The following is a 12,164-nucleotide window of genomic DNA, read 5'->3' on the forward strand; positions in this document are numbered from 1 at the left end:
TTTCGCTTTAATAGAACAACTTTAATATTGCCTTCAAGTGCTAAAAACTGAATGCAAAGACAAGTGGATTGAGTAAGCCTTTATTCTAAGTTTATTTCCAAGAGGATATGGTAATAACACGAACTTTGACTAATAAAAAAGCCTTCTGAAGATTATCCAGAGGGCTTCTTTATTGTAAGAAAAAGATAGCTAAAAGTCGGAATTAACGGATAGATAGATTACTAGAAAAAGTAAGGCTCGCGTGAACTGAGCTACTTGCCAGCCCGCTGGGGGCATATTTAATTAAAAATAATCTGTCTGCCCACTATCATTAGGCCTGCTGACTGTTGTCGAGCTTGGCGGTGGTTCGCTGGCTGCTTTTGGTGCGCTTAATTTTGGGTGTTTCCTGCACGGGTAATATGAGGATAGGGACGGTACAATTGCCAAGCACCTGAGCTGTAACGCTGCGGTGAAACAGTTCTCCCAGGTAAGTGCGGGAGCGGGCCACGATAATGAGCAAGTCGGCTTGGGCGTCCACGATAGCTTCGAGCAGGCCAGCGGCCGGGCTCAGGTGCAAGTAGCCGCGCAGGTTGACGGTGGGTAGGCCCATAGCCAGGCCGCTGGCTTCTACCGCCTGCAAGGCCTGGGCGCAGCCCGCGTCGTCCTCCACCGTTGAGACGTGGGCTACGGTAAGCTCGGCGCCCAGGCCGCGCAGTAGCTCGTTGACGGCAGCGGCCGTCGGCAAGGTGAAGGCTTCCTGGTCGGCGGCCAGCAGCACGCGCCGGGGCGGGCTGGCGGCGCGGGTGCTGCGGGGCACGACCAGCACGGGCTGCTGGGCGGCGCGCAGCAGCTCCAGAGCCGTGGCGCAGAGGCGCTCGATAGAGGGCGTGTCAGCATCGGAGAGGCCCACTACAAACAGAGCGGCCGGGTAGCGCTGGCCTAGGCCTTGGGCCACAGTGGGCAGCAGATCGGTGGCTAGCTCCACCGTGGCCGGCGTGTGCAGCTGCTTGGCTAGCTGCTGAAGCTGAGCGCCCGTCTGAGCGGACAGCTCCAATTCCTGCTGCCGCCACGCTTCTCCAGCAAACATATAAGGGTCGTAAAGCGAGGCGCGATTGACGTGCAGCAGCACCAACCGTCCGCCCAAGGTGCTGCCTAGGTTATCGGCGTAGTGCAGGGCCCGCTGCGCGGCCGGATAAAACGTAGTGAGCACGATAAACGAGAAGCAGCACATACAATCAAGCTGAGTAAGAAAGGAATATACAAAAAGCTGAGTTAATCCAAAGCAGGCAGCAACAGTACAGGGAGCGGACTTTCGCCAATAAGCTGGGCCGTAACGCTGCGGTGAAACAAGCTGCTAAGTAGGTTGTGCCGACGGGCAATCACCACCAGCATATCTATTTCTTGCTCACTAGCAGCTTGCAAAACGCCTTCGACTGTCGGCATCTCGGGTACGATGTGTACTTGCTCCGGGCTGAGCTTATCGGCCAGGCCGCAGGCGCGTACGGTGCGTAAAATCTGATCGGGGGTGCGCGTGTCGTCGGGACCGCTGGCAACGTGGATGATTTGCAGCATTCCGGGCATGGCTTGCTGAAGCTGCTGCACAATGCGCTGGTTATCGTAAAGCGAAAACGGTTCGCCATCAACGGCCAGGGCGAGGCGGCGCGGGGGTACGGTGTCCCAACCTACGGTAGGCACGATCAGCAGCGGAAAGGGTACGTGCCGCAGCAGATCCATGGCCGCGCTCGACACGACTTCGTTGGGTGTGTTAGCCGTACCAGGGCGACCCAAAACCAGGAGCTGAGGCTGATGATGGCGCACAGAATCGGCCACGGCATCGGGCAGAAAATTATCCGATATTTCTACCTGCGTAGGCACTGGCTGCGACTCGGCCAGCGTGTGCAGTGCCTGATGGGTTTGCTGCACATTGCGCCAGCCACCGCGGTGCATATATTCCTCCGGCGACAGCAGCCCATCGTGGCGCACGTGCAGCAGTACCAGATGCGCCTCCAGCGGCACGGCCAGCTCCGCCGCGTAGGATAAAGCCCGGTTGGAAACGGCAAAAAAGTCGGTGAGAACGATGATGGCGGGTATCATGGCTGTTGAGTGAAAAGCTTAAAACGAACCGGCGTAAGCACCCGTCATGTAGCTGTTGCGGGCTAGGCCTTCCGCTTCGGTCAGCGTATCGTTTGGCTGATAAAATTTGGGACCCACCGAGGCCACGTAGGTAGAGAGCGGGCGCTGCCGCCGGCTAAGATTAGCCTGTTGGCCGACGGTGCTGTGAGCGGCAGCTGGCAGCTGGCGATGGGGATAGAACTTCGTGCGCGAGTGATGATGCATGGTAATCGGAGTTTTAGCGAGCTTGCCGAGCAGCGGAGTCAAGACTAAGCGCCGGCTCGCCCGCGTAGGCTATAAAGTGAATGGTAGTGCAGTAATTCGGGGAAGAAATGCCCCCCGACCAGCGGTGGGACGCTACTCTAGGGCCACGTGCAGGTGATTGTTTATATCGTGGGCGCCGCAGGCGAATGCCTCCTCGACGGCCCGCTTGCGCTCCAACGTCGTATCCACGGTGCCCGTGAGCGTCACGCGTCCATCCTGCACCATGACGTTGATATCCTGGTCGTGCAGCAGCGACGACCAGTAGTAATGGTTGCGAATGCGCTGCTCCAGTATATAGTCGGCGTGGCGGTAGCCCAGAGCCGGCGAAGCGTAGCCCACAACCATCGTGTTTGATGCTGGCCCGGAGTGGTCGGGGCAGGACGCGCGGAGCACATGATTGACCACATCGACCACGCCATTGACACCCGCCACCACATCGGCGGCCCTCTCCAGGTCGGCGTGCGAGGCGACGGTGCCGTAGAGCTGCGCCTTGCCGTTGTACACGTTCACGGTGAACTTACAATGGCCCACGAAAGGGTCTTTGGCCAAAGCCAGCTTGATATTTTCCCGAATAGTGGCGTCGGGCGAGGGGTAGGAGGCGCGCACCTGTAGCAGATTGTGCACGCCGGCCACGCCCACCACATTATCGGCATCCTGCTCGGCTGCGCGCTTAGCGGCCAGACTATCGACGCTTCCGGCCAGCATCACCACCCCGCCGTGGACGCGCACCTGCACCGATGCTGCCGCGCTCCCAATGCGGGGGTCGTAGTGGAGCACATCACGCACGGCCTGCGCTATTTCCTCGTCGGCGTGGGGGGCAAATTTCTCTTGGCGCAAGGCGGTATCCAGCGCCCAGGGAGCCACCAGCAGGTTGTGGGTATTCACGTGGGTAGCTCCCACCAGATAAGCCAGTGTAATAAGGTGGTCGCGCTCGGTGGTCGTGCCTACAGCGCCCGATAGCTCCACGGCGCCGTGGTCGGTCTGAATTGTTATTAGGTTGTTTTTAACCCGAATATCCCATTCCAGCAAAGCCCGCAGCTGCGTCGTGATTTCCTCGTCGGACTTGGCCGTTTCCCCATCACGAATGATAAGCTGATTATGAATTTGCCGGACGCCGCGCACCCCCTTTACTACCCGTAGCACCAGCTGCTCCTCGGCCCACGACTGCAAGGTGCCCTGCAGGGTTACTGCTCCTTCTTGAGCATGGCAGCGCACGCTGTACGAAGCCGTGGCATTATTCTGATCCAGCGCCTGTGCTACACTCTGCGCCAACACTTCATCAGGCACATCGGGTGTGCGGATGATAATTTCGTTGACCACCCCACGCACGCCGCGCACTGCTTTGGCAATCTCTTCGGCCCGCTCGCGAGCCAGCAGACTGGATGTAAAGCCCGTCAGCTCGACAATGCCTTCGCGGGTCGTTACCTTGATGAGGTAGCAGGTGGCGTTGCCCTGCTTTAACTGCAGAAAGGACTCAATTGCAGCCGTGATCAACTCGTCGGCCAACGGTTTTTCCTCAGTAGTAGTGGCGGTGGCTGATTGGGTATTCATAACTGAATTCGTGAGATAATCGGATGCCTGTCAGTTCATTGTAAAAGCAAGTTAGTTTGGGCCCCAGGGCCAGAGAATGACTTGTGCCAACCAAAAGCCTGATTTGCGTCATCCGGCCTGCCGCGCCTTGCTCAGGTGCCGCAGTAGCGCCTGGCTTTCGGTCGTGCCATTCATGATTTTTCCCCCCAGCCGCAGCTGTCGGGTTGGCCTTACTCAGCGTTTGCGAGTCTGCGCCGCGTTTTGCCGAGGCGGATACATTGTGCCCGTAGCGCCTGCGCCTGGCTGGCCTGCAGCTAGCTTAGCCGGTAAGCACAGGTTTGGGATGTTGGATTGTTTTTAAAAAGTAACCTGCATTTTCTTGAGCGCGGCCTGGCCCTTGGGTTGGGCTGCTTCGGCGCCTTCGTACTCGGGCTGTTGGGTCAGATGCCGATGCATGAGCATGGTGGCCAGGTTGAGCACGTGGCCTTGGGCTTCAGTTGCTTGCGGCCCGCTGAAATTCTCATAAAAAGTGCTTTTTAACAACTGGCACCAGCAGGCGAATAAGGGCCCGGCGTGCGGTCGGGCGTGGCCTGGCTGGCCTTGGTACCAAGCACCAGTCAGGGCTAGCTCCCACCACGCATACTCCTGCGCCGATACATAGTGGATTTCGGTTTCGAGCGGTCTGCTAAAAACCAGGCTCAGCACGTCGTCCTGGGCAATATTGGCAGTGAAGAGGTTCACGAACTCTCGGCGCTGGGCCGGCGTGTCTAGGTCGGGGAGAAAGCGGTTGTCCATGATTTGAAGCAGTGATGCAAGACCTTAGCCCGCGGTGGATAAGTAGTGCGGGGACTGAAACAAGTGCAAGCCGACGCTGACCAGCGTCAGGAGTAACAGCGAAAACCAAAAGGTGGAAGTGACCATGGCCGTAGATGTTAAGCCGTTGAACATCCGCCCCTTGCAGGCGATTTTACTGCTGTAAATATCAGGCCCTGACTTACTGATGGCAATGGCCTGAATCAAGTAAAACCTTGATAATAATCATGTTCGCGAATTTTGCGAAAAGGCTGCATCACTGGACCTCAAAATTGCTCTTATTGGGCGCTGCGCACCAGCTGCAACTGCCGCCGCAAGGCCGCATCGTGGCCATAGATATCGGGGTAAAAACGGAGGCGGCCGCCTTCGGCGGCGCAGGTAGCGTAGCGGATGTGCACGGCAATAGGCTGAGTGAGGGGCACATCTTGGGGCCGGGGTTGGCGGGCACACTCATCCTCGGTGGGCAACTGCACATTTTGCCCCCCACGCCGCAAGAGAAAGGCCGCCAGCTGAAACGGGTACTCCACCCGAATACAGCCGTGGCTCAGGGCCCGCATCGGATAAGTAAATGCTTGCCGCACGGGCGTATCGTGCAGATACACCGAGTAGGAGTTTTTAAACCGAAACACAATGTTGCCCAAAGCATTATCGCAGCCCGCCGACTGCCGGATGGCATACAGGAAGTTCCGGGCCGTGACTTGCCGCCAATTGATTTGGTAGGGGTCCAGCAGGCGACCTCGGTTATTGTAGAGGGCAAAATTGTTGCGCGCCAGGTAGCCGGCATCCTGCTTTAGTCGGGGCAGAATCTCCTTGGTTGCAATGGAGTGGGGCACGTGCCAGTCAGGGGCCAGCGTGAAGTGCTTGATAACGCTGCTGAGCGTTGGGGTCGAGGTTTGGGGCTTGCCCACAATCACGCGGTGCTGACGCAGCACGCTGTCGGTGCTTACTACCTGGAGGGTAAAGGCGGGGATATTTATCAGCAGATACGTTGAATCCGGAATGGCCTCGCGGCGCCAGCGCTCCAAGTTGAGGGCTACCTGCTCGTACTGGGCTTGGCGACGGGCGGCCGAGTCGGGCGCGACTGGTTGGCGCAGCCAGCGAGCTAGTGCTGCTTGCAGCCTCTGATATTCCCGGTGTTGGGGTTGACAGGCCAGCACTGCGGTCGTTGCCTGCCCCGCTGCCAGCCCTTGTCGAAGCACTAGAGCCGGCTGCAACGCTTGGTCCGCGGCCCGCTCCAACGGTGAAGATTGATGACGCTGGAGCCGGCCCCGGTGCAAATCGAGCATAAAGCGGAGCGCGGCGTCGGTCAGATACACGTCAAAGCGTGCCTGTCGCGCCGCGTTTAAGCCGCTGGAGGTAGGTTGGCTCAACAACAAGGAGTCGCGCAGGGTCAGTAGGCGGCGCGTGGCGTAGTCTTCGGCTCGTAGGCCGTAGTTGGGAGCTTGCTTGAGTAAAGTGAGGAGTGCGGCGGCGTCGGCAGTTAAGCTGTCGGTGCCCTGGGTCCAGATGGGCGCGGGTGCGGGACCATAGAACGTGCGTACCTGAAGCCCGACTTCCAACCCAAGGCGCGCATCAGCGGCCGCGCGCCCACTCGCCGTTGTGTCGAGCAATGCTTTCAGCACTTCACCGCCTTGGGCCAGCTGCAAGGTGCTGGGGGGCTTTTTTCCGCTTTCAATCACACCGCCTGCCCGCACTACAGCAGTTTGATGCCGGTCGCCGCATTGCAGCAAAACCAGCAGCGCACTAGCAAACAGAAGCGAAATTCGGGCGAGCATGAAAGGAGTAAATGAAACAGGAAAAAAGCCCCCCAGCGCTACCTAAGCCGGTTGTAGCTCGTGGTGCAGTTCGTTGCTAATTGGTTGGCCAAGCTCCCATTCATTGATATTCTGAAGAGTGGTGTCGGCTATGTTGCCCAGGGCCTGCTGGGTAAGGAAAGCCTGATGCCCGGTGATCAGCACATTGGGCTGGGCCAGCAGCTCATCAAGCAGCGGATCGTGGTTGGGGCGCTGGGAGTGGTCATGGAAAAACAGGTCTTTTTCGTGCTCATATACATCGAGGCCCAAGTAGCCCAGTTGCCCAGACTTGAGGGCTTCCAGTGCGGCTTTGGTGTCGAGTACGCCGCCCCGGCCGGTGTTAATGAGCATGATGCCGGGCTTCATGCTGGCTAGCAATTGGGCATTGATGAGGTAGCGGGTGTGGGGCGTGAGGGGCGCGTGCACCGAGATAATATCGGCCTGGGCACACAGCTCCGCTAATGGCACGTAAGTCAGGTTGTAGCTCCGGCAGAGCTCGTCATTGGGCTCCACATCGGCGCCCAGCAACCGGCAGCCAAACCCGTGCAGAATGCCGGCCAGCACCCCACCAATACGGCCACAGCCGACAATACCAACCGTTTTGCCGTGCAAATCGAAGCCAATGAGGTTGTCGAGCTGAAAGTTATACTGGCGCAGCTGCTCATCGGCCTTTATTAGCTGCCGGTTCAGGGCCAGAATAAGGGCTACGGCGTGCTCAGCAATGGCATAGGGCGAGTACTCGGGCACATTAGCCACGCGGATACCCAGCTTATTAGCCGCCGCCACATCTACCTGATCGTAGCCAGCAGCGCGTACGGCCACAAAGCGCACGCCCAGAGCCGCCAGCTGTTCTAGCACCGGCGACGAGGCATCGTCGCTGGTGAAAATAGCTATGGCTGAGCTGCCTTTGGCCTTGGCGACTGTTGCCAACGAAAGGGCTTCCGATACAAAGCGCAGCTCATGCTGGTCCTTTGCTGCCTGGGTCAGGTAAGGTTGCTCAAAAGCATGAGCACTAAAAACGGTGATTTGCATAATAGAAATTTAAGTTCGTAACCTGTAAAGATGTGTGTAATTGCGACGGTGGAGCTTGAGAATGTTTATTGTTGATTATCTGCGTCTTAACAGTGATTAGATACCCGAGAAGAGAATGTCAGATTCTCGATACTCCGGTACTATTACCGTGGGCCAGCCCAAATCGTGGCGCAGGGCCTGGGCCAAACTGTCGGCGGCTACCGGCTCGCCGTGGACTACAAAGGCGCGCTTGGGGGGCTTTTTGAAGCCGCGCAGCCAGCGCAATAGCTCGGAGCGGTCGGCGTGAGCCGAGAAGCCGTCGAGCTCCGCTACGTGGCAGCGCACGGGTACCCACTGGCCAAACATCTTGATTTGCGGGGCGCCATCCTGGAGGCTGCGGCCCCGGGTGCCTTCGGCCTGGTAGCCAATGAGTAGGAGCGTATCCTGCGGGCGCGGCAAGCGGTGCGACAGATGATGCACGATGCGCCCGCCCGTGCACATTCCGCTGGAAGAAATAATGATTGCCGGGCCCGTAAGCTTGTTTAGCGCTTTGGACTGCTGCTGGCTGCTCACAAAAGTAAGCCCATCGAAACGCAGCGGGTTGTTCAGGCCCAGGCGGTGGGCATCGGTGTGGTGGCGAAACAAATCGGTGACGCGCGTTCCCATAGGGCTATCCACGTACACCGGCACCTGGGGCACGCGCCCCTCCTGGCGCAGCTTGCGCAGATAGTGAAGCAGGGCTTGGGTGCGCCCTACCGCAAAGGCGGCAATAAGTAAAACGCCACCCCGACCCAGGGCTGCATTTACCACTCGCGCCAACTCCGCCTCCGGGTCCTGAATACGCGTATTCCGGTCTCCGTACGTGGATTCGACTACCACTACATCGGCTTCCGCAATCGGGGTAGGGTCGTATAATACGGGGTTGTCGTAGCGGCCCAAGTCGCCGCTGAATACTAGCTTCTTGGTTTGTTGGGCGCCTTTTATAATCATCTCAATGCTGGCCGAACCCAGAATGTGGCCCGCGTCGCGGAAGGTGACTTGCACCTGCTCGGTTACATCGACGGTCTCATCGTAAGGCACTGCCTGAAGCAGGTTTAGCACTTGTTCAGCATCGGCTACAGTATAGAGTGGCTCGGCCGGATGGTGCTTGGAAAAGCCCTCAGCGTTGGCGTAATCGGCTTCTTCCTGCTGTAGCTTAGCTGAGTCAAGCAGCATGATTTCGAGCAGATCGGCGGTGGCGTCGGTGCAGAAAATTGCCCCCCGGAAGCCATCTTTTACCAGCTTGGGCAGGTAGCCGCTATGGTCGATGTGGGCGTGCGTAAGCACCACCGCCTCCAGGTCGGCCGCGGAGAGCGGTAACGGCTCACGGTTGCGCAGCCGCAGTTCCTTCAACCCCTGAAACAGTCCGCAATCAACTATCAGCTGCCGCCGCTGATGGTCCTGCTCCATCGTCACGAGGTATTTAGAGCCCGTCACGCAATGCGCGGCTCCCAGAAACGTCAGGCTGACGTCGAGGGGAAGCTGCTCGGGTACGGTCCAATGCCCAACCTGGGGCTGGACGGTCGGCACCGTTGGGCGGGGGTAGATGGTTCGCGTCGTCAAATGAGGGAGCCAAGTAGTGGGAGAAGCAGGAGAAGGGAAGCGGAAAGCAGCGTTCATAGCAAAGGCCAATAGTGTGCGTCGCCAGCGAGTAAAGGCCTGTCAGCAAAGGCTTCCGGCCGACATGCAAGTTTAACAGGTCGTGCCGGCCCCGCCCATGACAGAAATCAAATCACCCCATGACCTTGCTCGTTCAACAGGACCAGTCAGGTCCGGGCCCAAATGGCAGCCATCAGCACTCCGATGCCCAGACGGGTACCAACCTTATTCTGAGCTGCGCAGATAGCCCAAAAAGTGATCATCTATTTATCCTTAAACGCTCGTAAGACCAGCTTATAATTCGTGTCAACGCCTGCTTTGTTTCTCTATTCTATTCTTCCAACCCCTTCACTTTATGTCTTTTACCAATAATTTACTGAGCACTGTGCTGCGCCAAGCCAACCAAGAGGTGTCGCGCAAGGAATTCTTAACTCTGGCTGGACGAAGCCTGGCCGTGGGAGTGGCCGCTAGCACGCTGGCCAGCTGCCAGGACAAAGCCGGCGCCGGGGCCGCAACGAGCGCTGCTGTGCCCACCACCGGCACGCCAGCCTCGGAGGTGGATGCATCCACGCGCTACACCGCTCCCGATGGGCAGCAGGTGCCGTCCTCGGAAGCTGTGTCGCCGCCGGCGAAGGTTCCTTCAGGCGTGGATAAGCCCATTGAGCTCGAAGCTTGGAAGTCAGATGTAGACCCGCAATCGGGGCCCACGCCCACGCCTTTGCCCCCCGATCAGCGGGTGGGTTATGCGCTGGTTGGGCTGGGCCACCTGACCCTGGAGGAGTTGCTGCCGGCTTTCGGAGAATGCAAAAAATCGAAGCCGGTGGCTTTAGTCAGTGGTTCGCCCGAGAAGCTTAAGAAAGTGGCCCAGCAGTACGGCATCAAGCCCGAGAGTTGCTACAGCTACGCCGATTATGATAAGCTAAAGGACAATGCGGAGGTGCAGGTGATCTACATTGTCCTGCCCAACTCCATGCACGCTGAGTACACCATTCGCGGGGCGCAGGCTGGAAAGCATATTCTCTGCGAAAAGCCCATGGCCAACTCCTCTGCCGAGTGTGAGGCCATGATTGCGGCCTGCAAAAAAGCCAACCGCAAGCTCATGATTGCCTACCGCATTCAATACGAGCCCTACAACCGACTGGTGCGCAGCATGATCCGCGAAAACAAGTGGGGCAAGACAAAATACATTCAGGCCCAAAACAGCCAAAGCTCTGCTAACCCAGATCACTGGCGCCACAAAAAAGCCCTGGCCGGCGGCGGCGCCCTCCCCGATATTGGCTTGTACTGTCTCAATACCTCGCGCTTTCTGCTCGGCACCGAGCCCACGGAGGTATTTGGCTACTCCCACAGTACACCCGGCAACCCGTTGTTTAAGGAAGTAGAAGAGTTGATGTCGTGGCAGATGCGCTTTCCCGATGGCATCGTTGTGGACAGTATCACCCACTACAATACCCACGATTCGCGCTTCTACCGCGTGAACTCGGAGCGGGGTTGGATGCACCTCAATAATGCCTATGCCTACACCGGCCAGCAGCTGCAAACCTCTCACGCCGAGGGACCAGCCAAGATGCAGAATCAGATTACGATAAGCCCAGTAAATCAGTTTGCGGCCGAAATGGACCACTTTTCTGCCTGCGTGCTGGAAGACAAGCCGCCTCACACGCCCGGCGAAGAAGGGTTGCAGGACCAGCGCATCATGGAAGCTATCTACCAGTCAGCCCGCGAAGGCCGGCCAGTAAAATTGCCCCCCGTAACTGGTACGGATGTGTTTCGCGGACCGGAGCCGAAGAAGAATGCATAGACTTAAATACGTTTAACAGAAAAAGCCCCCCAGAATCTATCTGGGGGGCTTTTCTCTACACTGTCTTTTTTATTCCTAAATCCTAGATGCCGCCAAGGGTTATACCGAAGCTGAGAGTCTGGGCTTGAGGGCCGCGGCCGTCTTTAAATAGCTCGTTTAGATTGTATTTGACGAATAGATCCCAGTCGCCGATACCCACGAGCCCTTGCAGGCCATAATTAAAATCTTCAAGGTTGAAGCTGCCACGGTCTTTGTCTTTGCGGTTGCGGCCATTGTTGTCGTATTTGATTTTGGTGTGGCTGCCGAGACGGTAGCCTACAAACCCGCCGCCACCCAACCGGAATCCGTCGTCGTTGCCTTTTCTGTTTTTGGCGCCTAACACCAGCATCAAGGGCAGATTAACAGTCGTGGTAGCCAGCTTGCTTTTATCCAGGTCGAGGAGAGGCTCGTTCAGAATTTGCGTGCCGACGGGCGTCGTGAACAAGCGGGCGTTGTTATCAAACATGTAGTTGTTGAAGGACAGCTCAGGGCCGGTGAGCAGGCGTAGGGGGCTGCCCTGTGGGCCAAGGCGGTACAGATAGTGCCAGTTGAAGCTGATGTAGCGGGAGCCGAAGGGGCGCAGATCGAAGTCCTCGGCGGTGGTGGCATTCCGATTTACTAAGGCATTCAAGCCAATATCGATACCGAAGTCGCTGTGGCCGGGGCGAGCAGCGCGCGCTTTTTGCTTGGCTTCGCGCTGAGCATTCCGGGTGGAGTCATCGACGGCTGAGGCACCTACTTTCACGGAAACATGGTCACCGTCGCCGTCTTCTACTACCGATACACCGAAGCCGCGGCCTAGCACCACATCCACCCGTTCCGTTTCGCGTTTTTTACCCTTATCCGCCCGCACCGTCACCCGGATTTGCTCGGGCACTTGCTTGCCGGGCTGGTCTTTAGCCGGATAAAATTCCATCGTTACCGTTTCCGTTTTGGCGGTTTTACCGGCGGCTTCAGCTTGGGTGATGTAGGTGTCGAGCAAGATCATCAGCGAGTCGAGCTTGTAGTTGCGGAACTCGCGCAATTGAGCCTTGTTCTTGACAAACAACGTCATAGTGGCCTGATTGGGCATTTTCACCACAATGGTGTCGTCGGGGGCGGGAGCAGCGGCAAGGGTGCGGCAAGGCGCGGCCAGGGCCAGCAGCACTACTGCCAGCAGAGTATAGAAGCGGTTCATGGTGTAG

Annotated in this window: 10 protein-coding genes; 1 reads left to right on the forward strand and 9 read right to left on the reverse strand. The window is 57.9% G+C overall.

Translation table 11 applies throughout. From position 1 onward, the window contains the following. Nucleotides 1-310: 310 nt before the first annotated feature. From ACW9KT_RS09745 to ACW9KT_RS09780, 8 genes are all read right to left on the reverse strand, one after another. Complete coding sequence (locus ACW9KT_RS09745; protein ID WP_457079776.1) at nucleotides 311-1,210, reverse strand: universal stress protein; 900 nt, start codon at nucleotides 1,208-1,210, stop codon at nucleotides 311-313. Nucleotides 1,211-1,251: 41 nt separating this feature from the next. Beyond that, nucleotides 1,252-2,073 carry a universal stress protein gene (locus ACW9KT_RS09750; RefSeq protein ID WP_457079778.1) on the reverse strand — a complete coding sequence of 274 codons (822 nt, stop codon included), beginning with the start codon at nucleotides 2,071-2,073 and terminating at the stop codon, nucleotides 1,252-1,254. 18 nt (nucleotides 2,074-2,091) lie between these two features. Next, nucleotides 2,092-2,316, reverse strand: a complete 225-nt coding sequence (locus tag ACW9KT_RS09755) for a hypothetical protein (RefSeq protein ID WP_457079780.1) — start codon at nucleotides 2,314-2,316, stop codon at nucleotides 2,092-2,094. Between the two features lie 132 nt (nucleotides 2,317-2,448). Continuing rightward, nucleotides 2,449-3,906 (reverse strand): BON domain-containing protein, encoded by a 1,458-nt coding sequence (locus ACW9KT_RS09760; protein ID WP_457079782.1) that lies wholly within the window; start codon nucleotides 3,904-3,906, stop codon nucleotides 2,449-2,451. A 336-nt stretch (nucleotides 3,907-4,242) separates the two neighbouring features. Then, nucleotides 4,243-4,680 (reverse strand): hypothetical protein, encoded by a 438-nt coding sequence (locus tag ACW9KT_RS09765; RefSeq protein WP_457079784.1) that lies wholly within the window; start codon nucleotides 4,678-4,680, stop codon nucleotides 4,243-4,245. Nucleotides 4,681-4,976: 296 nt separating this feature from the next. Continuing rightward, entirely contained in the window at nucleotides 4,977-6,473 is a 1,497-nt protein-coding gene (locus ACW9KT_RS09770) for a L,D-transpeptidase scaffold domain-containing protein (protein ID WP_457079786.1), read from the reverse strand. 42 nt (nucleotides 6,474-6,515) lie between these two features. After that, complete coding sequence (locus ACW9KT_RS09775) at nucleotides 6,516-7,523, reverse strand: 2-hydroxyacid dehydrogenase (protein ID WP_457079788.1); 1,008 nt, start codon at nucleotides 7,521-7,523, stop codon at nucleotides 6,516-6,518. A 96-nt stretch (nucleotides 7,524-7,619) separates the two neighbouring features. Continuing rightward, complete coding sequence (locus ACW9KT_RS09780) at nucleotides 7,620-9,161, reverse strand: MBL fold metallo-hydrolase RNA specificity domain-containing protein (RefSeq protein WP_457079790.1); 1,542 nt, start codon at nucleotides 9,159-9,161, stop codon at nucleotides 7,620-7,622. A 334-nt stretch (nucleotides 9,162-9,495) separates the two neighbouring features. On the opposite strand from ACW9KT_RS09780, the gene ACW9KT_RS09785 reads away from it, so the two are divergent. Further along, nucleotides 9,496-10,941 carry a Gfo/Idh/MocA family protein gene (locus tag ACW9KT_RS09785; RefSeq protein ID WP_457079791.1) on the forward strand — a complete coding sequence of 482 codons (1,446 nt, stop codon included), beginning with the start codon at nucleotides 9,496-9,498 and terminating at the stop codon, nucleotides 10,939-10,941. Nucleotides 10,942-11,023: 82 nt separating this feature from the next. On the opposite strand, the gene ACW9KT_RS09790 is transcribed toward ACW9KT_RS09785, so the two are convergent. Continuing rightward, entirely contained in the window at nucleotides 11,024-12,157 is a 1,134-nt protein-coding gene (locus ACW9KT_RS09790; RefSeq protein WP_457079793.1) for an outer membrane beta-barrel protein, read from the reverse strand. Between the last annotated feature and the right edge of the window lie 7 nt (nucleotides 12,158-12,164).

Source organism: Hymenobacter sp. HD11105 (assembly GCF_054051685.1).